Origin of the sequence: Treponema primitia ZAS-2 (assembly GCF_000214375.1) — a bacterium.
Taxonomy (GTDB): domain Bacteria; phylum Spirochaetota; class Spirochaetia; order Treponematales; family Breznakiellaceae; genus Termitinema; species Termitinema primitia.
This window is the reverse complement of record NC_015578.1, coordinates 1,337,603-1,361,834: the sequence shown is the minus strand read 5'-3', so window position 1 is coordinate 1,361,834 and position 24,232 is coordinate 1,337,603. Positions and strand designations below refer to the sequence as shown.

Below are 24,232 nucleotides of genomic sequence, written 5' to 3'. Positions count from 1 at the left end.
TATACCCTTTTATTTTGCAGTATCCTTTCTCTATGCCCAGCCTTTTCGGAAACGAGACGGATTTAGCCGCAAAAAAAAAGGAAAAGCTGTCAGAGCCCGAGGATTTTCGGGTTGTCATACTGAATGATCATTTTACCACCATGGAATTTGTGGTGGAGATACTGATGGGAATCTTTCATAAAAGCGTAGAGGAGGCAAACCGCCTCATGCTGGAAATCCACCGGAAAGGCCGAAGCATCGCGGGGGTCTATTCCTGGGATATAGCCCAGACTAAGGCTGAGCAGGTCCATACCCTGGCCCGGCAGAACGAATTCCCCCTGCGGTGCGTGGTCGAAAAAGCATAGCTTTTTCGACTTGGAAAAAGCATAGCTTTTTTTATGGTTTTTGATTACATTTAATGGAGAGGGGTGAAAAATGAAAATCAGCCGCCATGTGCAGGCTATCATCAATGCCGCCTATAATGAGGCCAAGGTACGTAACCACGAATACCTGACCCCCGAACATATACTCTATGCCGCCCTTGCATTCAATGAGGTACAGAGCATACTTTCATCCTGCGGGGCTAACCTGGATCAACTTAAACATGGGATGGAAAACTACTTTGAACAGCAAGTGCCCCCCACCCAGGATAACACCGAGCCCACCCAAACTGTGAGTTTCCAGAGCGTCCTGGAACGAGCAGTGCTTCAAAGCCAGTCATCCCAGAAGGAAACCCTGGATATTGCGGACATTCTGGTCTCCCTCTACGATGAGGAACGGAATTATTGCGCCTATTTCCTCCGCAAGTCGGGAATCAGGAATCGGCTGGAGCTTTTGGAGAGTCTTTCCCGGGAATATGAGGATGAAGGTGAGCAGGGTTTCAATTTTTCCCGTGCCTATACTCCGAAATTCACCCGTATGAACCCCCACATGAATGACGGAGACGGCCATGAGGAAATTCCCTTTGAGGGTGAGGCTTCCGATGCGGCCCAGAAAACTAAGGCCAATAAAAAGAGCGCCCTGGAGCGCTACGCCACGGAACTCACCGCCCTGGCAAAGCTGGGCCGGCTGGAACCGGTCATAGGCCGGCAGACCGAACTGGACCGGACCGTGCAGGTACTTTGCCGCCGGCTCAAAAACAACCCGGTCCATGTGGGCGATTCCGGAGTAGGAAAAACCGCCATCACCGAAGGGCTGGCCCAGCGCATAGTCGCCGGGAACGTGCCCCCCACTTTGAAAGATTTCGCCATCTATTCCCTGGATATGGGCGCCCTGGTAGCGGGAACCAAGTACCGGGGGGACTTTGAGGAACGGATCAAGCGGGTCATTGAAGAAATCCTGAAAAAAGAAAAGGCCATCCTCTTTATCGATGAAATCCACACCCTGGTAGGGGCCGGCTCAGTCTCCGGCAGCGCTTTAGATGCCTCAAACCTGCTCAAACCTGCCCTTGCATCGGGAAAAATCCGCTGCATCGGGTCCACCACCCACGAGGAATACGGCAAATTCTTTGACAAAGACCGGGCCCTGTCCCGGCGTTTCCAGAAAATTGACATTGACGAGCCCAGCCAGGAAGACGCCATCGCGATCCTCAAGGGGCTCAGGTCCAAATACGAAGAATACCATCGGGTTAAGTACAGTGATGAGGCCGTGGAAGGGGCGGTGCGTCTTTCCGCCCAGTTTATCACCGAACGGCGGCTGCCGGATAAAGCCATCGATGTGATCGACGAAGCCGGCGCCTTTGCCCGGATCCAGGCTTTCAAGGACAACGGCAAGACCGAAAACCCCGCCGATACTCTTGCCGGCGCTTCTACCGCTGCAGGAAACTCCTCCGGCGCGGATACTCCGGCTACCGGTGACCCTGGGGAGCCCACACTTACCAGAGGCCCAACCCTTAGCAGCGGCCCGGTGGGCGCCGAAACCCCAAGGGAGGAACCCATTTCTGTGCAGGAAGGGACCGTTGCGGTGATAGACATCGGCCTCCCCCTGATCGAGACCGTGGTGTCCAAAATAGCCCGGATCCCCGAGCGGTCAGTGGGTGAAAACGAAAAAGACAAGCTCCGGTTCCTGGAACAAAAGCTCCGGGAGCGTATTTTCGGCCAGGACGAGGCGATCCTGGCGGCGGTCAAGGCAGTCAAACGATCCCGGGCAGGCTTCCGGGCGGACAACAAGCCCGTGGCAAACTTCCTCTTTGTGGGCCCCACCGGGGTGGGGAAAACCGAACTGGCCCGCCAACTGGCGGATATCCTGGGTGTGCCCATGCACCGCTTCGACATGAGCGAATACCAGGAAAAGCACACCGTCTCCCGGCTCATCGGATCCCCCCCGGGTTATGTGGGCTATGAGGAGGGGGGCCTCCTTACGGACGTCATACGGAAACAGCCCCATGCGGTCGTTTTATTGGACGAAATCGAAAAAGCCCATCCGGATATTTACAATATACTTCTCCAGATCATGGACTACGCCACCCTGACGGACAACAATGGCCGCAAGGCGGATTTCCGCAATGTGGTTTTCATCATGACCAGCAACGCCGGAGCCCGGGAAGTCGGAAAAAGCCTCATCGGCTTTGGGGAGCGTATAGGCGGGGAAGCGGAACTGGATAGCGCAGTAGAAAAACTGTTCACCCCGGAATTCCGCAACCGCCTGGACGCGGTGGTCCGCTTCGGCCACCTGTCCAAGGAAGTGATGGAGTCCATAGTCCGCAAGGAACTGGAAATTTTCCGGGACCAGCTGGCAGAAAAAAAGATAAGCCTTTCAATAAGCGATGCCTGCGTGGAACACCTGGCCGAAGAAGGCTACAGCCAGGAATTCGGCGCCCGCAATGTGGGCCGTGTTATCGAAGATAAGATCAAGTCCTTCTTTGTGGACGAGGTCCTCTTCGGCCGGCTCGTCTCAGGCGGCGCCGCCCAGGCAGACTGGCGGGATGGGGAGTACCGGATCGAGGTGGCAGGCGCCAGAGAGGCGGTGACAGCGGAAGCCTGAGCATTTCAGGACAGGCGCCTAAAAAACCGGCTCCCTTTTCGCGCACCCTCTTTTCTGCTATCCTATGATCATGCGGCTCCGTTCCGGCCCGGATCCTAATTTCCCCTACCTCACCGAGCACGATAGGTACGGCTTCCCTCCCCCGGAGGAAAGCCCTGACTGGATCGTCGCTGTGGGGGGCAACCTCTCCCCGGGGATGCTCCTCTCAGCCTATGAACAGGGGATTTTTCCCTGGTACAATCAGGATGATCCCCTGCTCTGGCAGTCCCCGGACCCGCGCTTCGTCATTTTCCCGGAAAAACTCCATGTCTCTAAATCCATGGAAAAAGTTTTTAAGAAAGGTGAATTTGAATTCGCCCTGGACCGGGATTTTCCCGGTGTGGTCCGGGGCTGCCGGGAAGTGTACCGCCCGGGCCAGGGGGGGACCTGGATCACCGGCGACATACTGGCCGCCTACGGGGAGCTTCACCGCCTGGGCTGGGCCCACTCGGCGGAAAGCTACATGGAAGGGAAACTGGTCGGAGGCTGTTACGGGGTACGCCTGGGCAACGCCTTTATCGGGGAATCCATGTTTGCACGGCAGCCTAATGCCTCAAAAGCAGCCTTCCTGCGCCTGGCCAGGATACTTTTTGACGATGGGGTCTCCTTCATCGACTGCCAGGTCCATACGGATCATCTGGAAAGCTTAGGGGGCCAGGAGATCAGCCGGAAGGAATATCTCCGGCTCCTGGGTGAAGCCCTTTCCCTGCGGAATGCCGGCAATTTGGATGCCCAGGACCGGCGGGGAAACTGGTGGAGGCTCTACGGGGCGCCGGCAGAAGGCTGAGGATTTGGACTTTTCAGCTTTTCCTTGTATTTTTATTGCCTTCATAGTATACTTGCTTTATGGATATAGAAAATGTTTCTACAGGCATGTCCCAGGAACGGGTACAACAGGAAGCGGCGGCTAAGGTTCAGAGTCTGAGCATTAAGAATGCTGAAGAACAGGGCGAAGCCTTTGCCAAGCTGATGGAATCTACAAAAGTTGTTACCGACACAGCTGTGGGCAACAATGTAGATCTTTTGGGCTAAAGAGCAACTCTAAAAACCCAAAAGAACCCCTTCCACGAAACTCAGGCTTCCCGCAAAAATGCCAAATAACCGCGATATGCGGTGTAGAGGTCGATCTTGCTTATCACCTCAAAAGGTGAGTGCATGGACAGCACCGGGATGCCGCAGTCCAGGACTTCCACCCCCAGGTTTGCCACATGCAGGGCGATGGTTCCCCCGCCGCCTTTGTCAACTTTACCCAGCTCACCGTATTGCCAACGCACAGTATTTTTGTTCAGGATACCCTGGACCTTCTGGCAAAATTCGGCGTTGGCCTCGCTGCCCCCGGCCTTGCCGCCCCGACCGGTAAATTTGGACAGTACCAGGCCTTTGCCGAAGTAGCTGGAGGTCTTTTTATCGAACACCGAATCGAAGTTGGGGTCAAAGGCGGCGTTCACATCTGCGGAGAGCATGGAGGAATTGCCCAGGCATTGGCGCAGGGCTATTTCAGAATAACTGTTCAGGGTCTTTACGCCCAGGTAGGCCACAAAATTTTCAAAGAGCCGGGACTGGGCGCCGGTGTTTCCCATGGAGCCCACTTCTTCCTTGTCGGTTAAGAGGCAGACCACGGTTTTTTCAGGTGGGGTTCCGCCTGAAAAATCCAGAAGCGCCTTCAATGCGGCAAAGGAACAGCTCCGATCATCGTGGCCGTAGCCGCCTATCATGCTCCGGTCCAGGCCCAGGTCCCGGGCTTTTTGGGCAGGGACAAATTCAAATTCCGCCCCCGCAAAATCCTCTTCCAGGATACCGTATTTGTCATGGATCAGGCTGAGCAGGTTGAGCTTCACCTTGTCCTTGGCCTTGGGGTCCTTGTAGGGCCGGGAGCCTGCCAGAATATCAAGCCCTTCACCATCGATAAAGTCCGCCGCCTTCTTCTGCATCTGATCCCGGGCCAGGTGGGGCAAAAGGTCCGTAATGGTAAAGACCGGATCCCCCTCATCCTCCCCAATGCAGATGTCCCGCTTTTTACCATCCTTCCCAACCACGGTTCCGTGCATAGCCAGGGCTATGGCAGTCCACTGGTAGGGCTTGATGCCCCCGTAGTAATGGGTATCCAGGAGGGCCAGTTCCGAATCTTCATAGATGGGGTTGGTCTTCAAATCAATGCGGGGGGAGTCCACATGGGCGCCCACTATGTTGATCCCCTCAGTCAGGGGCCGCTTCCCGATAACCGCAAAAACCAGGGACTTGTCCCGGTTAAGCTGATAGACTTTTGAACCAGGGCTCAGGGTTCCCTTTTCATTGAGCAGGCTGTTGAGATCCTGAAAGCCCTTTTCCTTCAGAAGTTCCACCGTATGGCGGGTAAATTCCCGTTCTGTTTTTCCCGCATCCAGGAACTGTTTGTAGGCCTTCCCAAAAGTTTCAACTTCCTCAAGTTCCGCCCCGGTGGCGGTGTCCCAGCAGTTCTTTATCTCAAAAAACAGTTTTTCCGAAAGCTGTTGCCCTTCGGTTTTCTTTTCTTCCCCTGAATTGGTTCCCATGGATACACCTCTTTACCCAGCCTATTCCTTTTTCAGAAAAAATTCAATATAGTGGGTTCATGAGTATACGAGATCGTTACGCGCCCTCCCCCACGGGGCTTCAGCACATCGGGGGGATACGGACTGCCCTGTTTAACTACCTTTACGCCCGTTCCGCAGGGGGCAAATTTATCCTGCGCCTGGAAGACACGGATCGTACCCGGTCCGACCAGAGCTTTGTCCAAAACCTCTACGACACCTTTGCCTGGCTGAATCTCCGCTGGGACGAAGGGCCGGATATAGGCGGGCCTTTTGGCCCCTACATCCAGTCAGAACGATTTGAACTTTACAAAAAGTACGCCCTGGAACTGATAGAAAAGGATCGGGCCTATTACTGTTTCTGTTCCCAGGAACGGCTGGATAAGGTCCGCGCGGATCGGGAGGCGGCCCAGGGAGCGTCCGGTTCCCACGAATCAGGCTACGACCGGCACTGCCGGGACATAGACCGTGAAGAGGCGGCGGAACGGGTGCGAGCCGGTGAAAAGTGTACCATCAGGCTCAAGATACCTTTGGGGGAATCCACCAAATTCCATGACCACCTGCTGGGGGACATTGAATGGAAAAACGACGATGTGAACCCCGATCCGGTACTCCTCAAAACCGATGGCTTCCCCACCTACCACCTGGCCAATATCGTGGACGATCACCTCATGGGGATTACCCATGTGCTCCGGGCCCAGGAGTGGCTTTCCTCAACACCCCTGCACGTGATCATGTACAAAAGTTTCGGCTGGGAGCATCCGGAATTCTGCCACCTCCCCATGGTGATGGGCCAGGACGGCAAGAAGCTGAGCAAACGCCACGGGGCTACCAGCATTGATGAATTCCGCCGCCAGGGCTACCTGCCCGAGGCGCTGCTTAACTACGTGGCCCTTTTGGGCGCCTCCTACGAAGAAGGAAAGGAAATCTACACCCCAGAGGAACTATCCGCCCGGTTCAGCCTGGAAAAACTGAACAAAGCCCCGGCTATTTTCGACTATAAAAAACTGGAATGGTTCAACGGCCAATATATACGGATGAAAAGCGACGATGAACTGGCGGCACTTGCCCTACCCTACGCCATAACAGCGGGACTATTCGGGAAGGCCGGAGTCGAGCCGGAGGGGACACAGAAGCTTACTTTTATTGCCGCCATGCCTTTGATAAAGGAGCGGATAAATTTCCTCCACGAGGCGGCGGAAAAACTGGGCTACCTTTTTTCAGAGCCCCCAACTCCGGCTGCTGCAGAATTCATTCCCAAAAAATCGGACCTTGCCCAAACAGTAACCCTGCTCAAACTGGGCCGTGAACTGGTGCGACCCATGGCCAAATCGAATGATGCAGATGCGGAGGCGCTTATCAAAGCTGCGGCGGAAAAGGCGGGGGTAAAGCTGGGGGACCTGATGATGCCTCTCAGGGTTGCTGTTACCGGGGCCCGGGTCAGCCCTCCCCTTTTCGGTTCCCTGCGCATACTGGGGGCTGAACAGGCGCTAGCACGGGTAGACAAGGCCCTGGCGGCGCTCTCTGCGGAAGTATCGGGCTAAAACAGCATTACTACTTGAAAGGAACCCCAAAAACCAAACCGAAGGAAAAAGAACGGTAATATTCATCAAAGGCATCGGTAAGGATAATATCAAATACAAATTTGTAATCGTTCAGGGCCGCAATGGATGCAAAATTGAAGCGGATTCCTGTATTCAGGGTGCCCCGAAACCAGGCATTTGCCCCCCAGGGATTGGCGGAATAGGAAAAGTTCGAATAGTCTATTATCCAGTGAAAAAAGCCCGGTATAGCCTTGGGGAAAAGGCTCAAATCAAGGCCCATGCCAAAATCAAAATTAAAATCCTGCAGGGAATCGTCATAATCATTGTTAAAACCAAAGGTCTTTCCCAGGGTCACCGAAGTTTCAGCGGGAAGGGTTACGATGGTAGCCTCATGGGTAAAGGCTGCATAAAGCTGAAGGGCCTGGTAACCAAATTCGCTGTTTCTCAAATTCAGGGCCTGGAAATTTGTGCCCAGGGCTATATCGGCACCTTTGGTGGGTAATTGAACCTTTAAACCCGTAATCAGATCATTGTTACTGTCATTATCATCCCCGGGAAGACCATAGGAGGGCTGAAAATCAGAAGCTAAAAAAACATCCACCCACTTAAAGAAACTAGCGCTGATTTTAGGTATGTGGTTCAGCTCATATCCATCACTATCTTTGTTTTGCAGAGCAGAATTGCTAAAGTAGTTATGCTTCTTAGCAATAATAGTATGGTACCCAAAATCAAGACCTACCTTTGCATCATTCGTCCAAGCTACCCGCCCGGTGGGTACCGTATAAAGACCAGTAGCCCCGCTAAGGCTCATGGTGTTCAGGGGATCCGCCATAAGGGACGGAACTGCTGCAATAATAACCATCAGTAAAACTATGCCCCGACGCAAGAAACCATCAGGGATATTCTGAACACTATTCATTATTGATTTCTCCAAATCTACAGTAAAGCTGCCAGCACCTCAAAAACCTCCCCAAGATCCTCAAACTTCAGAACCGCATGAGAATCCATGGGGGTTTCCATGTTGTTCACAATAACCAGCTTTCCTCCGCTGCGGAGGGTTACCTGGGGCAGGCCTGCGGCAGGAAACACCGTTAGGGTGGTACCCAGGACCAGCATCAGATCCGCCTTCCGGGCGTCATCTTCGGCGCTTTTCAGTGCCCGGACCGGCAGGGATTCCCCGAAAAAAGTTATCGCCGGTTTCAGCACCTTGCCGCATTTTTTACACCGGGGCAATTCACCGGCCTTGACCAGGGCTGCGACGGCGTCAAAGCCCAAAAGATCCCCGGCGTTTGCGGGCAGTTCCGCACCGGGACCTGAGGCTGCCAGTTCTTCTACCCGGGATAGATCGGAACAATGAAGGCAGTAGTGTACCGAAGGGGAACCGTGTATCTCTATCACCCGTTTGCTTCCCCCCTTCTGGTGGAGAAGATCGACGTTTTGGGTAATAAGGCTCTTGAGGAAACCCCGTTTTTCCAGGGCGCCCAGGGTGGTATGCACTATAGAAGGCTGCCGTTCATTGACATTGTAGATAAAGTCCCCAGTGGCTTTATAATAGAAGGAAGGATCCCGGCGAAACAGATCGATATCGAAAATTTTCTCCGCATTCATATCATTGTACAGGCCGTTCTTTCCCCGAAAATCCCGGATACCCGACAGGGTACTTACCCCCGCGCCGGTGAGGGTGACAAAGTACTTAGCCGATGAGATAAGTTCGTATAGTTTAGCGACATCAGTTTTACTATCCAGAGGCATGATTTCTCCCTACTTGGCCGGGGCGTATTTCTGAAAAAGGGCTACCATACCGGGCTTGTTAAAGAGAGTGGCATACTTCCGGGCGCTGGCCCCCAGACTGTCAGGCTCGTCGGCATTGGCACCGGCTTTCAACAGCATTTCTACGGTGGGTTCATCGTTCAGGCCCACAGAAATGATCAGTGGCGACTGACCGTCCTTGCTCTTAGTATCCGTGTCCGCCCCAGCGGCCAGCAGATCCCCCAATATCTCACTGTGTTTTCCCAAAGCCGCGTCGATCAGGGCAGAACCGCCCCGGTCCTGGGATTTAAGGTTCACTTGGGCGCCGGCCTGGAGCAGCAGGGAGACAATGCCCCGGTCACCGGCCCGGACAGCCAGACAGAGCAGGGGAACCCCGGCCTTATCCAGGGTATCCGCAGCAAAGCCCGCCTGGAGGAACAGAGAAACCGCCTGGCAATCCTTTTCCTTTATACAACGGCCCAGGGAATCCAGGGTGACCGGGATACCCTGCTCCAGCAGAGAATCCCGGGCCTGCTTGACCCTGTTAGCCCTGGTCCATTCCTCTGATTCCCGGATAAGATAGGCCGAAAATTCCCCGCCATCCCTGATCCGGATACCGTCTTTTATAAAATGAGCCCCCAGGGCATCCATATTTGCCCCAAAAAGTACCAGGGGACGCCCGGAACCCCGGGCAAAACCCGCGGCAAAGCTAAACCAGGAGGGGCCTGAGGGTCTCTGATCCGAGGATTCGGAAAAAATTGCTATAAAATGGGTGGCTTCAGCGAATTTTTCTTCCCATGAAGGCCCTTTAGTCTCCCAATCCCCCTCAAAAGGCAGGGATTCGCCGTTGATCCTCTGTTCCTTTATCACTTCCAACAGATCTGATGCGGACTTTTTATCATCCCCATCATGGAGCAAAACTATTTTCACCGTCCTTTCCTCCATTAATATGTAAATAGTACAACCCTTGGGGATATAATATCAAGCGGCGGATAATAGGCGCAGAAATTCCAAATTCAAGCACAAGAACCCACTTGCGTGGATTCCTAAAAAGCAACAGGTACAGCCTTTGTACTATGTGTTATATACAATCTCGTTGATAACCGGTATCCTTTTTGCTTCACCATTCAGCCGCTTATAGACAATATGGGTAATAACAATGGCCAACAGGGCTGCGGCAATGGAAAACAAACCGTTCAGATTTGCCGCATTGAACAGTCCCGCTACATAATAACCCCCAACCAGGCCGATCATAAAAGCGGCGATAAATAATCCAAACTTGATAAAAGCCTGTCTTTTTTCCGTTTCTACTTCAGATTCGACGGACACCGTATCATTGACTGCGGCATTGCAATTATTATAGGCTTCCAGGAATTCATCCTTGGTGGTATCAAAATGACAGCAGCCCTTTGAAGCAGCCGGCCGTTTAACCTTAACGGTCGCTAAGGCGCCTTTGATATTTACCACCACTCCCGTTTCTTTCATATACCACGTCCCTCTTTCTGAATTTGATCAGGTGTCACCGGTTTATAACTCAAGTATATACCGGAAATGTGAAGAAATTATGAAGAAAAAACGTTCCCGCATCTTTTTAAGAAATTTGCCCGGCCTTAAGCCACTTTAACTCTTTCATCATAAAACAAGCCGACATGATTACTGCACCAAAATCAGCAGCCGGCATGGCAAAAAAGACACCCTTTAGGCCAAAAAACCTGGGCAGCAGGGTCAGCAAGGGTATGTATAAGAGCAGCTGCCGGGATAAACTTAAAATTGTCCCCTGGATCGGTTTCCCAATCGCCTGAAAATAATTTGAGGTTAGTATTTGAAAACCCAGTATGGGGAACAAGAGGGTGCTTATGCGCAGGCAATAAATACCCATCTCCATGAGAGGCCCTTCTTCATTACTGAAAAGGGAAATAAACATTTTCGGCGCTATCTGGATAATCAGAAAGCCGAGGGTGATAAAAATTGTGCCGGCAATTACCGCCCACTTGTAGGTTTTTAAAACCCGGTCATATTTTTTTGCGCCGTAGTTATAACCAATGATGGGCTGAGCGCCCTGGTTAAGCCCCATAAGGGGCATAAAAAAGACAATCATGATGCTGAAGCCAATTCCCATGGCCGAAACCGCGATATCCCCGCCATAGACGTTCAGGGCGTGGTTCTGCAAAACCCCCACAAGGCTCATGGCCAACTGCATGGCAAAGGGCGCAAATCCAATCGCCAGGATGTTCAACACCAGTTTTAATTCAAGCTTCATATTGCGGAGGCGAAAACGGAGCTGGGTATGCCGGGAATTAAAATACCCCATAACCCATACGAAGGAAATAAACTGTGAAATAATCGTTGCCCATGCGGCACCCGCAATACCCCAGCCAAAACCAAAAATAAAAATCGGATCCAGGATAATATTTATCACCGCGCCGATAAGCTGGGTCACCATTGATGTGCGCGGATGCCCGTCGGAACGGATAAAGTGATTGATACCGGGACCCATGGCGCTAAAAATACCACCATAGAGGATAATCTGCAAATAGGCCTTTGCGAAGGGGAACACCGTTTCACTGGCCCCAAGAATATGAACGATAATATCGTCAAGAAAGATGAGGCTGAAAACAATGACTATTCCCGGGACAATAAAAAGCAGGGCCAGGGCGTGCCCCATAAGCTTTTCAACCTCATCCCTGCGCCCCTGGCCAAGGCGGATAGAAAAAAGCGAATTGGCGCCGATGCCGATTAGCATCGATGAAGCCATAATAACCATCATCAGGGGCATGGCAACGGTTATCCCGGCGATCCCTAATGAATCAACCCCCTGGCCCACATAAATCCTATCCACAATGTTATAAATCGCATTAACCAGCATTCCGATAATTGCCGGAATGGAAAAATCTAAAAGAAGCTTCCCTACCCGTTCTGTCCCAAGCCTATCTGTTCTGTTGTCATTTTGTTTCAAATTCATTCCTTGTTTATAAGCTTAGGGACAGTATTCCTACTTTGAAAGACGCGCCTTGAGGCTTGCCAGTTCCTGGGCGCTCAGGCCTATGGTACCGGTAAGGTAATTTTCCGCTGTCTGACGGAGGTTCCGGTCATTTACCACGATCCCCCCATTGATTTCCTGGAGAATATCCACGATGGCCTGGGAAATAATGCTGTACCGCTCTTCATCGCTCTTAATGCCGTATTGGTTGACAAAACTTGCGATATAATCCGCCTTGATATCCGCAATGGTGGCGCCAGAAATTGCCTCCAGGAGGGCGACGACCATACCGGTCCGATCCTTGCCTTCATTGCAATGGATAAGGTAGGGACCTTCATGGCTAATAAGATACTGCAATCCCGTTTTGAGCTTGCCCTGGAAGTCGGGAATTCCAAAATCAACCCCCATGCTCAGGTAAATGATATTTCCCCCATCGGCCAGTTTCTGGTACCAGGGAGAAGATGCCGCCCGTTGCGCAAATTCTTCGGCGTTATCCGCCAAGTTAATCACGGTCTTGATCCCCGCCCCTTCATCCAATGCTGCGGCATAGGGCGCCTTGGCATCCCCGGAGGCGGGGTGCCGGCTGCGGTACAGGGTATGGGAACTAATGGCCCCATATTTGACCTCCCGGAAGTTGGCAAAGGCCGCGTCACTGGGATAATCCTCCCGTTTTTCGCTCTCCGTCAGGTGACGGACCTCATACTCGGCCCGGTAGGCTCCTTTTTTTGCCAAATTCAGGGTAACTGCATTGCCTACAGTTATACCCCCCCGTTCGCTCAGGTTTCCGTAATTAATAGCCAATTGCACCTTTCCATCAGAGAGATTGATCAGAAGATTGCCGCGGTTGACATCGCTATAGGTGCTTACATATGGCGCCGGGTCGTTTATATTCCCAGCCTGTACGGTAACTATATCCCCCAGCTCGTACCCGGCCTCTGCAAGGGCTTCTACGCTGATGTCGGTCTGGACATTTCCGTATTTATCCACCGAAGCCACGGTTCCCTGAAGCTCAACATAGACAACAGCTTCCTGAACCACCGTGTTTTCGACAGCCTTGTTTGAGGTCCCACAGCCAATAAAGGCAGCAAGAAGAATCGCCAATAGAACTTTTGATACTCTACGTATTTTCATAAAACACCTCTTTCAGAATAAAATAATTCTGTATTATAGAAAAAAATAAGCTAAGCCTGACATCATAAGATATTCGCTTTGACAGCAGTTTAGCATTTTCTTATGGGTATTTCAATAGTTTAATTCAAAACCTGCGTTTCAATCCTGCAGGTTCAGTTTGAGGAGCATATGGGCGAGATTTTCCTTGGGGATGTTCATGCCGTTTTTTATCCAATACTGAACCAGGGCGACACTGCCGTTTAGCCCAAAAGTAAGGTAGTATTCCTTGGTAATATCGTCAAGTTGTTCATCGTTTTTGAAACTCATCATTTCATTTTTCAGGATAAGGCTGAACAGTTTCCGCTGAAAATGAATATCCCCCTGCTCGCTTAATAAAACCCTTACCCAATTAACGTTGTCGGCGGTGAGGTCAAGCGACTCTTTGATGGTTTGTAACAAGGCAGTTTTTGGGGATTGTAGCACATATTTGCCGACTATCTGCTCGAAAGTTTTAATGGCCGCATCCTCTAATTCCTGTAGAATGCTGTATTGGTTTTTGTAGTGTGCATAGAAGGTTGACCTGTTTATGTCGGCAAGGGCGCATAGCTCTTTGATCGATATGTCCGCAATAGATCGCTCCTGCATCAAGTTTACAAGCGCTTCTGTCAACACTTTTTTGGTATACAACACCTTCCGGTTCTGTTTGGTTTCCATATTTTCACCTTTTTTTCCTAACAAAACAACAAATAATATCGCAAAACCAACACTACAGCGTATTGTGTTGACATCTCAACGTTTTTAAAACAACTGTCTGTTGCTTATTAAGCATTATGTCCTTTATATTCACCTATGTCAACAATGGCAAGCGAACAGTAAAGGAGATATGGAACAATGGAAAAATTCTTTAAGTATCCAAAAGTGATTGTGGGAGTGATAGCCCTCATCACCGTGTTCTTTGCGCTGCAGCTGCCGCGCACGGAATTAGACAACAACAATTACCGGTTTTTGCCCGCGACCCACCAGTCGCGTATTATTTCCGATCGCTTTGAAGAAACCTTCGGCAATTCTGCGGCGATTATGGTCGGGCTTGAACGCCCGGTGGGATCGGTATTTGACCCGGTATTCCTAACCCGTATTCGGGATTATATCTCCACAATACAGAGCTTTGAATTTATCGATGATGTGTCTTCAATTATGACCACCGATTATATTACCGCTGAAGGCGACACGATTGTTGTTACCGATTTGGTGGGGGAAGATTTTTCCGGGACAGCCGAAGAAATTGCCGCTTTACAACAGCGGATTGCCTCATGGGATTTGTACCAGGGGTCCCTGGTTTCTGACGATCTTAGCTCAACACAGATTTTGATACCCATTGATGTACCCCAAGCGGATGCCGGAAAACCTGAGGTTATCGCAACCCTCTTTAAGGTCCGCGATACAGCGCATGAAATGTTTGACGGCTTTGCCACGGTGTATATCACAGGAGATCCGGTGATAAGCGCCACCATCTCCGAAGCTATGAACGATGATATTGTGCTGCTCATTCCCCTGGTGGTTATTGTGCTGCTGGGAGTATTATTTTTTGCGTTCCACCGCGCGTCCGGTATTATTCTTCCAACATTAACGGTACTGATTGCAACCATTTGGTCCGTGGGTGTTATGCCATTTTTGGGCATTAAACTTTCTATCCTTTCAATGATAGTTCCCGTTCTTCTTGTAGCTGTAGGGAGCGCATACGGAATTCACATTGTAACCCATTATTATGAAGAAACGGGGAAAAGAAAATTAACTGCCGAGAAACACCGGCAGATAGTATTCGATTTGGTTCGACGTTTATTTAAACCGGTTTTTCTTGCCGCCCTGACCACCTTGGCGGGTTTTATTTCCTTCTGCTTTACACCGGTTGTTCCGATGTTTGAATTTGGCGTCGTTACCTCTCTGGGGGTATTTGCCGCATTTATTGTGGCAGTAACCCTGATCCCTGCGTGTTTTTTAATCCGGGGGCCAAAAGAGCTAAAAACAAAACACAAAAATGAAAAACAGAGAAGGGATTGGGACGCAGCAATCGAGCAGGGTTTTTTCTCCCTGGTGATGCGGCGGCGGCTTGTGCTGGTATGTACGATACTACTAACCGTAATCGCCCTTTATGGAAGCTCAAAGCTCATCATTGATAATGTTCTGGTAGAATTTTTTGATGACAATACGGATATAGTGAAATCAGACCGGTTTATCCGTGAAAAGTTCGGCGGATCAAAAAGCATAAGTATGGTGCTTGAGGCGGACAGCACGGAAGCTCTGCTGGACCCCAAGGTACTCGGCGCAATGGATGACCTTTCGACAATACTTATGGAGCGGGAACCCCTTGTCGGAAAAGCAGCGGGTTTCAGCGACATGGTTAAACGTATCAACCAGGTATTTAATGCCGATGAAAGCCCGGACAGAATTGCTGCTAATTATTCTACCATAATCCGGGATGAAGAAGGTGACAGTTTTGGTTTTGACAGTTTCGGCTTTGATGAAAGTGAACCGGTGGGCGACCCTTTAACGGACCCTGTTTTCTCCGATGGAAACGCCGATCTTCTGACAGCCCAACTTTCATCAGCAGATTTAATCGCCCTGCTTGATTCGGCGGCAGGAACAAAAGTGAATATGAACGCCAATGATCTGGTACGGGAACTCAAGAGGCGGACAAATTACGAAGGCATGGCGTATTACGAAATTCCCCGGGACCCGGAAAAATACGGCAAAACCACTGACGCCGAACTGGAAGGGCTTATTGCCAATTACTTAGTATTACTTTCAGGGGACAATACCGATTATTCCAACGATCCCATCGAACCGACAGCGATAAAATCTACGATTCAGATGCGGACCACCGGCTGTAAGGACACCGTGCAGGTGATTGATACCATTAATGCCTATGCTTCAAAACTATTCCCCGATACGATCCGCTTTATTTTAGGCGGCGGATCAGCCCTGGAAGTGGCGATTACTGATTTAGTAGTTGATTCCCAAATGATTACGATTGGCATTTCTATTTTGATGGTATTTATTATCATCGCCCTTTCTAACAAGTCCCTGGCAGCGGGCCTAATCGGCAGCCTGTCAATTATAATAGCTGTTCTCTGTAATTTCGCAATCATGGGTTTCCTGGGCATTAAGCTCAATATCGGGACCGCAATTATTGCCAGCCTCATCGTAGGCATCGGCATTGATTACACGATCCATTTTATGGACAGTTTTAAACGGGAATACCTTGCCGGAAACAAGGACACTGATGCAAACGCCTTCTTGCATCGTACCTTTAAAAGCTCCGGCAAGGCAATTATTGTCAATGCCCTTTCCGTTGGCGGTGGTTTTGCGGTGCTTGCCTTTTCCAGGTTTCGGATCATCGCCGACTTAGGCCTTTTAGTCGCCCTGGCAATGATTATCACCGCCTTTTTAAGCCTTACCGTAATACCCGCGCTTTTGGTAACGATAAAGCCAAAGTTTATTTATGGAAAGAAAATCATCGCCTCGTATGAGGGGTGAAAGTAATATGTATGGGAGTAAAATTATGAAGCGATTTTCATTACTTGTTGTATCACTGATTATGGGAACGGGTATCCTGTTTGCCCAGGATGCCGAAGCAATAGTCCGGGCGGCCCGGAACCGCATAAGCGCCGACACCCAATCGTCCCGTTCCCGCATGGTTATTACCGCAAAGAATGGCGCCATCACGGAGCGCAATATTGACCAGTATTCCAAGGACGACGCAGAGGGAAACGAGCGCACCGTGGTGGTCTTTCAAAGCCCCGCATCGGTTCGGGGTACACGCTTTCTCACCATCGACAAATCCGCAGGGGGCAGCGACCGGTGGATTTTCCTGCCCAACCTTGGAAAAGTGCGCCGCATCGCCGCATCGGAAAGCGGGGGCAGTTTTATGGGAACCGATTTTTCCTACGACGATATGTCTTTGATGAACCGGGGCGCCGAAAAAGACACTAACACAATAGTGCGGGAAGAAACCCTGAACGGCGCAACCTGTTACGTTATTCAGTCGGTCCCAAAAGACAGCGATTTTCCCTATTCCAAAACCATTTCATGGATAGATAAAAGCACCAGCGTTGTTTACAAAAGCGAAATGTATGATCGGCGGGGCGCCTTGTTAAAAACAATGGAAAGCGGCGACCTCAAAGAGGTTCAGGGACGTTTAACCGCCACCCAAACCACGGTAAGTACGGTGAGCGCCGGAACTTCAACCACCATCTACATGGACATCATCAAATACGACGACCCAATCCCTGAAGGGGTATTTACCACGGCGTATCTTGAAACTGGGAGAGCAAGATGAAAGAGCGGTTTTTTTCATGGGTGCTTGTTTTACTGTGCATCCTTTCATTCCCCCTGGCGGCGCAGGAAGGTTTCGGTTTTGGAGACATTGCCGATGACGGGAGCGCCGGGTTCGGCGGCCTGGGCGGCGGCTCTCCGCTTGCCGTCTCGGTATCCGGCGAAGTGGGCATGGAATTACTGGGCTATGTCAGGGAATTTGACGAACCCTTAGATACCGCCCTGGACGGCAATTTACAGGGCAGGCTCAATTTTGAGGCCCAGGGCGCCAACGTAAAAGGGGCCATCAACCTGAACGTAAACCCGCCGGACGAAACATTCACCTTCGGCTCTGTCACCCTGGATGAAGCCTATCTGCAAACATGGTTCGGCGATTTTGAAATAGAAGGCGGCCTGCGAAAACTGACATGGGGCAAGGCGGACAGCATGGGCCCCCTGGACGTGATAAACCCCTATGATTACCGCAGTTTTACTAACATCGCTGACAGTATGGAGATTAAACTCGCCCAGCCGATGATTCATGCCTCTTATCATGCAGGTTCATTTTCAAAAATTGAAGCGGTCCTATTGCCGTGGTTTTCGCCCCACCGTTTTGCCGAATCAGGGCGTTGGGCACAATCCTCCACCTCACCATTGCCAGTTACCCGCCCGTCAAACGATGAGCTTAACACCTTGAAGTATGCCCAGGCAGGCGCCCGCTTTACCACGACGATTGGGCCTGCGGATATCGGAGCGCAGTATTTCTACGGACGGATGTACCAGCCAGCCGCCGCCATTACCTTCACCGGAGCTATTCCCGCAGGCATCGCCCTTGACTACAACCGCTACCATCAGATAGGCCTTGATTATGCCCAGGTAATCGCAGGCTTTAATGTTCGTGCGGAAGCCGCCACAAACCTTACCGGCGACCTCGACGGAGACGATGGCGCGGTGTACAATCCCACGATTGCCTGGTCCCTCGGTTTTGACCGAGATTTGTTCTGGGGCATCAACCTGAACCTGCAATGCAACGAATCCATCCATCTTATGAACGATGAAGTTTCCGATGACCCTCTTCTTGACATTGAAGCCGGCAGTGAACTGACCAGTACCCGCATAAGCGCTATACTTTCAAAAAAATTCCTCCGGGATGAACTTGAAGTCCGCGCCACAGGCATTTGTGGCATTGAGACCAAAGACTTTCTCATCGTTCCGGGGGGCATTTATTGGACGATTCAAGATGTTCAACTTGAACTGGCTGCCGGTATTTTTGGTGGGGATAAAAACGGCCAACTAGGGCAATACCACGGCAACAGCTTTGTGAAAGTTGGTTTGGTATATACGTTTTGAAAGTCCACCAGAGGCTCAATCATGAGTGCAATCAGCTATGTCATTCAGATTTTGATGGGTTTCTGCGCTTGACTTCAAAACCGACCGCGAGGTGCGCCATGGGATACGGACTGTTTCTTAGCCACCCACATTGAAACAGGCGCCTTTTGAACCTTGAAATTCGATGATTTTAGCGTTAAATTAAAGAAAGTTAGGTACGTATGTCCGACATCGAATTGCTTTTGAAGAAAATTGAGGGGCTTCCCCCCGCTTATATAGCCCAGGTTTTCGATTTTATCGATCAGCTTACCCATAAAGCCCCCGCCAAAGCCGACCCTAAGGAACCGCTGCCCAAGGTGACCCGGGCGCAATGGGCCGAGATGGCCGAGAGGCGCAAGACTAACCCGGTTTGGCAGTTGCTGGACCAGCCGGTCGAACTTGACTGGAGCTGGCTCCCCGAAGGCGTAACGCCGGAAACCCTTACCCACAAGGATATCCGCGAAATGCGCCTCAGGGACAAATACGGTCTATGAACGTATTGCTCGACACCAATAGTGCCCTTGACGTCATACTCAGGCATAAAAAGCTGGTTATGTCGCGGCTTAAAGCGCTGCTTGAAACCGTGGACATCGCCGCCGTAACCGACGTGGAAATCCGCCGGGCCATCGACCTTGCCTGGACCGATTTTGAGGACTGCGTGCAGTTCACCGCCGGAGAACGGCTCGCGGCAAGCTATATCACAACCAGAGATGCCGGAGATTTTGCCCAGTCGGAAATTCCGACTGTCAGCCCCGAACAGTTTCTTGCGATGATTACGGTCGATTAACTCCACAGCATTCCTCACTCCTCATTGAAAAGCGGGAAGAGGGAAATCCCCCCTCCCGCTTTCAAAATTAGTGCCAGACACCTTTTCCGCTCCCAATTAGGGATAATAATACTGGTTAATTGATTACCAGCAAATGCACTATTCCCAATAGAAGTAACACTATTGGGAATAGTGTTACTAGTTAACCTCTTATCTTTAAAAACCTCATCGCCTATCCCAGTGACTGGGATATTCCAAATCTGCAATGGTATCGTAACATCCTTTTCACTTCCTTTGTATTCAGCTATAATTCCATCCTTTATGATGAGCGGCTGTCTGCCATACTCCTCTTGCCATCTTGCAGTGGCCTTATCCAATACCGCCTATCGCTTGGCTGTTTCTTCCGGTAAAGCGTAATGCTCTGTCTGGTTTAAAACTCGCATATACCCAGTTTCGTTGGAGGCTTCTGAAATAATCCCATTAACACTGACAATTCTGACATTCAGAGGCGGGGTATAGCCCTTGATACTTACCTTGAAAAATCGTGCCTCTGTACTTCCCTTGGCGGGTAGATTAATTACCCGGTCACCGCTGGTACTGAAAAAAGTGTCGGTGCCTATTGGTCCGCCCCCTTACACCAATCGCCTTCTAATACTATTATGGAGGGCATAAACTGGAAAATGACTTCAGAATACTATTTTTATAATAATCAGTAAAAATACTCCCTATTTTTATATTAAAACGATAAGGGAATTAAACTTCAAACAATTAAATTCTCACGGAAATACCGAATCGTAATTGAGTCATATTTCCCCAATCATAAGTATATGGAATATAATGAAGAACTTGAATATTTATTCCAATATCTCTAAACCAATGTGTAAATCTAAACTTAGGTCCAATTGATGTGTTACCAATAAAAATATCCGGAATAAACATTAAAAATGCGTCGATAGATACATTTTCTATATAATTCATAGAATATCCCATGCCAACTTCAACTACAGGCCATGATCCATAGTTATTTTGGAATCTATCAAACCCCCCAATTGAAACAGCTAGTCCAGGTTTCGATACAAAATTTACATCAACTCCTATTGCAGCACCACCGGCTTCCGTACGATCAGTGTTGAGAGTATCTTTATACCAATTTGGCCCACCGAAAAAGGTACCACTTGCAAATTTTTTTGGTTCTTCTGCAAATAACGAAATGACTGCAAAACCGATAAAAATAATACAAATAATCTTTTTCAAAAAAGTTCCTCCGATGTACGCAAAACAAAAAACCTTGTCCTGCGCTTTAACTTTTCCTTCGCTCATAATATGCTCTCCTTCTTAATATTTAATCTTACGACAGCCTTTTCCTGCTGTTAAAATATAATTTCACGATCAGTTCTCGGCATAGAAAATTTGTCAAAAAGATTAAATAAGGATGACGGTGAAGGCTTACCGTTCCGCTTAAGATATTCCTTGAGTTCCTTGAAAATGGGTTTGAGACTCTCATCCCCGGCCAAGTCTTTGATTTTACGGGTAGCCTCCCCCACTATCCCGCTTCCACTATTGGTAACCTGACCTATTAGATTGCTGATCTGAGCGGGGAATTCGTCAATTTCTTCCTGTGTGGCCTTGGTTTTTGTTTTTCCTTCACTAGCCTGGGATTTTTTTCTGGTATTCTTAGTCAAACCTACCTCCGACTCCTGTCTGAACCACTATATTGACCTTAAAGCCCTTTGAGGTCTCCTGCCGGGCGACCTTTGAACAATTTAAAATATACCTAAATAAGGCTGTTAAAAACCTTATCTGTAAGTTTATCAATAGTCAAGAGGCCTTTATTATCCTGTTTGGAGGGGTACGTCATAGTGGACGGTGATAGCCTGCGGGCTCTTTTGAGCCATAATTTAAAAAAATTTAGGGCATTTCGCGGGTTTTCACAGCAGGTTCTGGCGGAAAAAGCGGATATTTCTTTAACCCACCTTGGATCTATTGAAAGGTGCGAACGGTGGCCGCATCCGGATATATTGGTGAGGCTAACCAATGCCCTGGGGGTGGAAGTTCGGGACCTTTTTAGCCCTGAAAACCCTGTTGCCGCAGACATTAAAGGGATTGTCGATAAACTGACCGTCGATATGGCCTCCCTGGTAAACTCCTCACTGGAATTAATGGGCAAGGTCCCCGACAAAGAATCCAGCCCACAGGGTAAAAAGAGATAAAAACCCAGCCCCATAGAAGGGACCGGATGGGTTTATTTAATTTTAAGCGCCTTCTCTTTTTGGCGATATTTTTTCATAATACGCACCATTTATCTCCTCCAGACGTATATCCAGATATTCGATTTTGGTTGCCAGCACACGACTACTTTATGATTATCATTTAAAGATAATCGCATTAGGCAATAACCGTTCATTCTTGTCACCCGACGGCTTGTTTTGCACTTTTCCGTTATACATAATCGTTGATGAAGACCCCCCATCCAGACAAATAGCATTAATTACACCATTCGCAAACATAATTTCCTGGATATCTTGAAAGGTTGCTCCATAACTATCAATTTGTCTTCCATCAATTACCACAAGTAATACCGATCCGTCTTTCATTTGGCCAATTGCTGTTCTTGGCGCAATTCCGCCCGAATAAGCCGACAATATTGTTTTTTCACCATTAATAATAAGAATTGGACCGAATTCAACGGCCCACAAATAGTCTTGATATAAAATTTCCTCATTGGTAAAATATCCAATTACTAATTTATAATCTTGATTAATCCCTGCTATTGTATGCAAGACATCCTTTTTACCCATATTGGTTATTTTACCATTAATAATTGTTGTTCCCCAAACAATACCTCTCATTGTATCATCGGAATATGCAGAAGCATTAATGCCACCCAATGCACCATTTTCCCATACCAACTCTTCAAGTAATTTCCCATAATTATTGTTTGAACAAACTAAATTAAGCCGTGCCGGATTTTCAATCTTTATGATAAAGCCTTTATAATAATTACCTTTCACCTCTGCAAAATATAAGCTGTTATTATTCAATATATTTATTCTGGAAATATCCATTTTTTCAAGTTTGGATATATCGTTTTGTTCAAGTATTGTTGTAATATAATTATCAGAATACACTAATTTTGCAAGCCATTTGAAATTACTTGAGTACATTGCGGTATTTACCCACAGCAATTTGAATGATTCAAACGGCCCGTAAAACAGCAGAGCAAGAAATAAAATCAAACCGCCCAATACAAATGTACGGCATTTCATTTAACAACCACAGCTCATACTATTCAACACGTACATTTAATGTGTAGTTTTGACCTCTGGTTACTTTTATATAAGTTATGCCGGTAGCCATAAGCTCAATCTTAGCATTATTATTGCCACCACTATCATCATCATCCCCTAATTTAGAACCATTGATAGAATAAACAGTTATATAAGGATCGCCGCGAGATCCCCCGGTAAATGCTGTTAATAAAGACCCTTCAGCAGGAAGCTGGATCATAAACCATGCCTCGTTTGATGTCACATTTGAAACAGAACCAGCAGTAATCAGAACTGCCTGCGGTACCGGGTTCGTTCCAATATACCACGATCTGAATCCTGGTGAGTAATTATACACCCCTGCCTGTTGTCCTGCCATATAATATGAATAATATAAATTTCCATTGGCATTATTATTGTCATAATAAGAATCGTCCATCGCCGAAGAACTAATATATAGCATATTTGCCGGAAGGGTAATACGCACAAGTTTTAAACAACCACTAAAGGCTTTAGCCCCTATGACTTTCAGGCTATCCGGGAAAGAAATTCTAATTAAATTTGAACACCCTGTAAAAGCACTATCTCCGATTACTTCAATCCCGTTTTCAAAAGAAATATTTTTAAGTGAGTAACATGATGCAAAAGCACTTATACCTATTTTTTTTACAGATTTCGGAATGACTATATCAGTTAATCTTGAATGTGAAAAAGCAGCATCCCCAAGCTCTGTTATTCCTAATGATTCCGGAATAGTGAGTACAGCGTCCCTGCCTGTATACTGAACCAAAACTGTCCCGCGTATTACATAATCTCCATTTCTCACTAACGGTAGTGAAGACGGATTTGTAAAATCCGTCTTTAAACCCGATTCTTGCGAAATCACTAATGTGGTTAAGCCAACCAATATTGGTAAAACAAAAAATTTTCTCATCTCAAACCTCCTTTATGATACTCCCATACAACCATGGTTCCTTCCTGATATTAGTATATACCTAAATGGCGACTTTTGTCCAACCCCGGTGGTCGGGGTGTGAGTTTTACTTGACAATTCATTTGGATTAATCCATAGTTTTGTGATAAAGGGAATTACAGATATGAAAAAATTACCGGATCTTATTTTATATTTTTTATGAAACATCTGGAAGTTGTTGCGGGTATTATAACATTCGGCGGGAAAATCCTTTGCTTGCAAAAAGATGCGGGTAAATATGATTATATTTCTTACAAGTTTGAGTTTCCCGGCGGGAAGGTTGAACCGGGGGAGTCTCATTGCCAGGCGTTGATGAGGGAGCTTAATGAAGAACTAGCCATGGATATTAATATCCGGGAGCAGGATTTCTACATGACGGTAGATCATAGTTATCCGGACTTTGAAATTACCCTACATAGCTTTTTATGCAGGGTAAATGATTGTACGTTTACACTGAAAGAGCATAAAAGTTTTGTGTGGCTAAAAAAAATGGATTTACTACGTGTTGAATGGGCTGCGGCAGATTTGCCCATAGTCAAGAAATTAATGGATGATATAGACTGCGGAGCCTTAACAGGTTTATCGTATCGACCATGATTTGATACCGTTGGACGTC

The 24,232-nt window shown here is 48.6% G+C and carries 25 protein-coding genes; 12 read left to right on the top strand and 13 right to left on the bottom strand.

Going from position 1 to position 24,232, the window contains the following annotated elements; translation table 11 throughout:
- The first annotated feature begins 32 nt into the window (after positions 1-32).
- From TREPR_RS06090 to TREPR_RS06075, 4 genes are all read left to right on the top strand, one after another.
- A complete protein-coding gene (locus TREPR_RS06090; protein WP_015707423.1) occupies positions 33-344 on the top strand; it encodes an ATP-dependent Clp protease adaptor ClpS in 312 nt (103 codons plus the stop codon).
- A 70-nt stretch (positions 345-414) separates the two neighbouring features.
- Entirely contained in the window at positions 415-2,961 is a 2,547-nt protein-coding gene (gene clpA, locus TREPR_RS06085; RefSeq protein ID WP_015707422.1) for an ATP-dependent Clp protease ATP-binding subunit ClpA, read from the top strand.
- Positions 2,962-3,025: 64 nt separating this feature from the next.
- The gene (aat, locus tag TREPR_RS06080; protein WP_015707421.1) at positions 3,026-3,787 is read left to right on the top strand and encodes a leucyl/phenylalanyl-tRNA--protein transferase; all 762 of its coding nucleotides are present in this window, start codon (positions 3,026-3,028) and stop codon (positions 3,785-3,787) included.
- A gap of 59 nt (positions 3,788-3,846) precedes the next feature.
- The gene (locus tag TREPR_RS06075; RefSeq protein ID WP_015707420.1) at positions 3,847-4,032 is read left to right on the top strand and encodes a YjfB family protein; all 186 of its coding nucleotides are present in this window, start codon (positions 3,847-3,849) and stop codon (positions 4,030-4,032) included.
- Positions 4,033-4,073: 41 nt separating this feature from the next.
- Here TREPR_RS06075 and TREPR_RS06070 read toward each other — a convergent pair whose 3' ends face one another.
- Positions 4,074-5,531 (bottom strand): aminopeptidase, encoded by a 1,458-nt coding sequence (locus TREPR_RS06070; RefSeq protein ID WP_015707419.1) that lies wholly within the window; start codon positions 5,529-5,531, stop codon positions 4,074-4,076.
- Positions 5,532-5,590: 59 nt separating this feature from the next.
- On the opposite strand from TREPR_RS06070, the gene gltX reads away from it, so the two are divergent.
- Positions 5,591-7,093, top strand: coding sequence for a glutamate--tRNA ligase (gene gltX, locus TREPR_RS06065; protein ID WP_015707418.1), 1,503 nt, complete (start codon positions 5,591-5,593; stop codon positions 7,091-7,093).
- Positions 7,094-7,103: 10 nt separating this feature from the next.
- Here the strand turns inward: gltX and TREPR_RS06060 are convergent, their stop codons facing one another.
- From TREPR_RS06060 to TREPR_RS06030, 7 genes are all read right to left on the bottom strand, one after another.
- Positions 7,104-8,012, bottom strand: a complete 909-nt coding sequence (locus TREPR_RS06060; protein WP_015707417.1) for a hypothetical protein — start codon at positions 8,010-8,012, stop codon at positions 7,104-7,106.
- A gap of 17 nt (positions 8,013-8,029) precedes the next feature.
- Complete coding sequence (locus TREPR_RS06055; protein ID WP_015707416.1) at positions 8,030-8,845, bottom strand: Sir2 family NAD-dependent protein deacetylase; 816 nt, start codon at positions 8,843-8,845, stop codon at positions 8,030-8,032.
- A 9-nt stretch (positions 8,846-8,854) separates the two neighbouring features.
- Positions 8,855-9,772 (bottom strand): ankyrin repeat domain-containing protein, encoded by a 918-nt coding sequence (locus TREPR_RS06050; RefSeq protein WP_015707415.1) that lies wholly within the window; start codon positions 9,770-9,772, stop codon positions 8,855-8,857.
- A 144-nt stretch (positions 9,773-9,916) separates the two neighbouring features.
- Positions 9,917-10,327, bottom strand: coding sequence for a SoxR reducing system RseC family protein (locus TREPR_RS06045; RefSeq protein ID WP_015707413.1), 411 nt, complete (start codon positions 10,325-10,327; stop codon positions 9,917-9,919).
- A gap of 106 nt (positions 10,328-10,433) precedes the next feature.
- Positions 10,434-11,804 (bottom strand): MATE family efflux transporter, encoded by a 1,371-nt coding sequence (locus TREPR_RS06040; protein ID WP_041611041.1) that lies wholly within the window; start codon positions 11,802-11,804, stop codon positions 10,434-10,436.
- Between the two features lie 30 nt (positions 11,805-11,834).
- Entirely contained in the window at positions 11,835-12,953 is a 1,119-nt protein-coding gene (locus tag TREPR_RS06035) for a tyrosine-protein phosphatase (protein WP_015707411.1), read from the bottom strand.
- A gap of 138 nt (positions 12,954-13,091) precedes the next feature.
- Positions 13,092-13,646 carry a TetR/AcrR family transcriptional regulator gene (locus tag TREPR_RS06030; RefSeq protein WP_015707410.1) on the bottom strand — a complete coding sequence of 185 codons (555 nt, stop codon included), beginning with the start codon at positions 13,644-13,646 and terminating at the stop codon, positions 13,092-13,094.
- 177 nt (positions 13,647-13,823) lie between these two features.
- On the opposite strand from TREPR_RS06030, the gene TREPR_RS06025 reads away from it, so the two are divergent.
- The 5 genes from TREPR_RS06025 to TREPR_RS06005 all read left to right on the top strand — a co-directional run bounded on the left by TREPR_RS06025 (position 13,824) and on the right by TREPR_RS06005 (position 19,398).
- Positions 13,824-16,466 (top strand): efflux RND transporter permease subunit, encoded by a 2,643-nt coding sequence (locus TREPR_RS06025; protein WP_015707409.1) that lies wholly within the window; start codon positions 13,824-13,826, stop codon positions 16,464-16,466.
- 25 nt (positions 16,467-16,491) lie between these two features.
- Entirely contained in the window at positions 16,492-17,268 is a 777-nt protein-coding gene (locus tag TREPR_RS06020; protein ID WP_041611486.1) for an outer membrane lipoprotein-sorting protein, read from the top strand.
- Positions 17,265-18,593: a hypothetical protein gene (locus TREPR_RS06015; RefSeq protein ID WP_015707407.1), complete on the top strand. Its 1,329-nt coding sequence runs from the start codon at positions 17,265-17,267 to the stop codon at positions 18,591-18,593. Before TREPR_RS06020 ends, TREPR_RS06015 begins: the two co-directional genes overlap by 4 nt.
- A 200-nt stretch (positions 18,594-18,793) precedes the next feature.
- Positions 18,794-19,105, top strand: coding sequence for a hypothetical protein (locus TREPR_RS06010; protein ID WP_041611040.1), 312 nt, complete (start codon positions 18,794-18,796; stop codon positions 19,103-19,105).
- Positions 19,102-19,398 carry a hypothetical protein gene (locus TREPR_RS06005; protein ID WP_015707406.1) on the top strand — a complete coding sequence of 99 codons (297 nt, stop codon included), beginning with the start codon at positions 19,102-19,104 and terminating at the stop codon, positions 19,396-19,398. Before TREPR_RS06010 ends, TREPR_RS06005 begins: the two co-directional genes overlap by 4 nt.
- A gap of 14 nt (positions 19,399-19,412) precedes the next feature.
- On the opposite strand, the gene TREPR_RS06000 is transcribed toward TREPR_RS06005, so the two are convergent.
- The 3 genes from TREPR_RS06000 to TREPR_RS05990 form a co-directional block, all read right to left on the bottom strand.
- Positions 19,413-19,754, bottom strand: coding sequence for a leucine-rich repeat protein (locus tag TREPR_RS06000; RefSeq protein WP_041611039.1), 342 nt, complete (start codon positions 19,752-19,754; stop codon positions 19,413-19,415).
- 391 nt (positions 19,755-20,145) lie between these two features.
- Positions 20,146-20,697 (bottom strand): hypothetical protein, encoded by a 552-nt coding sequence (locus TREPR_RS05995; protein WP_015707405.1) that lies wholly within the window; start codon positions 20,695-20,697, stop codon positions 20,146-20,148.
- Positions 20,698-20,747: 50 nt separating this feature from the next.
- The gene (locus tag TREPR_RS05990) at positions 20,748-21,059 is read right to left on the bottom strand and encodes a hypothetical protein (RefSeq protein WP_015707404.1); all 312 of its coding nucleotides are present in this window, start codon (positions 21,057-21,059) and stop codon (positions 20,748-20,750) included.
- A gap of 177 nt (positions 21,060-21,236) precedes the next feature.
- Between TREPR_RS05990 and TREPR_RS19115 the strand changes: the two genes are divergently transcribed.
- Complete coding sequence (locus TREPR_RS19115; protein WP_169313406.1) at positions 21,237-21,587, top strand: helix-turn-helix domain-containing protein; 351 nt, start codon at positions 21,237-21,239, stop codon at positions 21,585-21,587.
- 156 nt (positions 21,588-21,743) lie between these two features.
- Here TREPR_RS19115 and TREPR_RS05975 read toward each other — a convergent pair whose 3' ends face one another.
- Both TREPR_RS05975 and TREPR_RS05970 read right to left on the bottom strand, forming a co-directional pair.
- Positions 21,744-22,643 carry a phosphodiester glycosidase family protein gene (locus TREPR_RS05975; RefSeq protein ID WP_015707402.1) on the bottom strand — a complete coding sequence of 300 codons (900 nt, stop codon included), beginning with the start codon at positions 22,641-22,643 and terminating at the stop codon, positions 21,744-21,746.
- A 19-nt stretch (positions 22,644-22,662) separates the two neighbouring features.
- Positions 22,663-23,577, bottom strand: coding sequence for a leucine-rich repeat domain-containing protein (locus TREPR_RS05970; RefSeq protein ID WP_015707401.1), 915 nt, complete (start codon positions 23,575-23,577; stop codon positions 22,663-22,665).
- A 198-nt stretch (positions 23,578-23,775) separates the two neighbouring features.
- Here TREPR_RS05970 and TREPR_RS05965 point away from each other — a divergent pair, with 198 nt between their 5' ends.
- Complete coding sequence (locus tag TREPR_RS05965) at positions 23,776-24,213, top strand: (deoxy)nucleoside triphosphate pyrophosphohydrolase (protein ID WP_015707400.1); 438 nt, start codon at positions 23,776-23,778, stop codon at positions 24,211-24,213.
- Positions 24,214-24,232 lie beyond the last annotated feature (19 nt).

What these genes read in the sequence shown, in the direction of transcription:
- TREPR_RS05995 (WP_015707405.1), bottom strand. Translation starts at nt 20,697, where the DNA reads ATGAGCGAAGGAAAAGTTAAAGCGCAGGACAAGGTTTTTTGTTTTGCG.
- TREPR_RS06090 (WP_015707423.1), top strand. Translation starts at nt 33, where the DNA reads ATGCCCAGCCTTTTCGGAAACGAGACGGATTTAGCCGCAAAAAAAAAG.
- TREPR_RS06070 (WP_015707419.1), bottom strand. Translation starts at nt 5,531, where the DNA reads ATGGGAACCAATTCAGGGGAAGAAAAGAAAACCGAAGGGCAACAGCTT.
- TREPR_RS06025 (WP_015707409.1), top strand. Translation starts at nt 13,824, where the DNA reads ATGGAAAAATTCTTTAAGTATCCAAAAGTGATTGTGGGAGTGATAGCC.
- TREPR_RS06060 (WP_015707417.1), bottom strand. Translation starts at nt 8,012, where the DNA reads ATGAATAGTGTTCAGAATATCCCTGATGGTTTCTTGCGTCGGGGCATA.
- TREPR_RS06040 (WP_041611041.1), bottom strand. Translation starts at nt 11,804, where the DNA reads ATGAATTTGAAACAAAATGACAACAGAACAGATAGGCTTGGGACAGAA.
- TREPR_RS06010 (WP_041611040.1), top strand. Translation starts at nt 18,794, where the DNA reads ATGTCCGACATCGAATTGCTTTTGAAGAAAATTGAGGGGCTTCCCCCC.
- gltX (WP_015707418.1), top strand. Translation starts at nt 5,591, where the DNA reads ATGAGTATACGAGATCGTTACGCGCCCTCCCCCACGGGGCTTCAGCAC.
- TREPR_RS06005 (WP_015707406.1), top strand. Translation starts at nt 19,102, where the DNA reads ATGAACGTATTGCTCGACACCAATAGTGCCCTTGACGTCATACTCAGG.
- TREPR_RS06075 (WP_015707420.1), top strand. Translation starts at nt 3,847, where the DNA reads ATGGATATAGAAAATGTTTCTACAGGCATGTCCCAGGAACGGGTACAA.
- TREPR_RS06020 (WP_041611486.1), top strand. Translation starts at nt 16,492, where the DNA reads ATGAAGCGATTTTCATTACTTGTTGTATCACTGATTATGGGAACGGGT.
- TREPR_RS06045 (WP_015707413.1), bottom strand. Translation starts at nt 10,327, where the DNA reads ATGAAAGAAACGGGAGTGGTGGTAAATATCAAAGGCGCCTTAGCGACC.
- TREPR_RS06055 (WP_015707416.1), bottom strand. Translation starts at nt 8,845, where the DNA reads ATGCCTCTGGATAGTAAAACTGATGTCGCTAAACTATACGAACTTATC.
- TREPR_RS05970 (WP_015707401.1), bottom strand. Translation starts at nt 23,577, where the DNA reads ATGAGAAAATTTTTTGTTTTACCAATATTGGTTGGCTTAACCACATTA.
- TREPR_RS06030 (WP_015707410.1), bottom strand. Translation starts at nt 13,646, where the DNA reads ATGGAAACCAAACAGAACCGGAAGGTGTTGTATACCAAAAAAGTGTTG.
- TREPR_RS06015 (WP_015707407.1), top strand. Translation starts at nt 17,265, where the DNA reads ATGAAAGAGCGGTTTTTTTCATGGGTGCTTGTTTTACTGTGCATCCTT.
- TREPR_RS05975 (WP_015707402.1), bottom strand. Translation starts at nt 22,643, where the DNA reads ATGAAATGCCGTACATTTGTATTGGGCGGTTTGATTTTATTTCTTGCT.
- TREPR_RS06035 (WP_015707411.1), bottom strand. Translation starts at nt 12,953, where the DNA reads ATGAAAATACGTAGAGTATCAAAAGTTCTATTGGCGATTCTTCTTGCT.
- clpA (WP_015707422.1), top strand. Translation starts at nt 415, where the DNA reads ATGAAAATCAGCCGCCATGTGCAGGCTATCATCAATGCCGCCTATAAT.
- TREPR_RS05965 (WP_015707400.1), top strand. Translation starts at nt 23,776, where the DNA reads ATGAAACATCTGGAAGTTGTTGCGGGTATTATAACATTCGGCGGGAAA.
- aat (WP_015707421.1), top strand. Translation starts at nt 3,026, where the DNA reads ATGATCATGCGGCTCCGTTCCGGCCCGGATCCTAATTTCCCCTACCTC.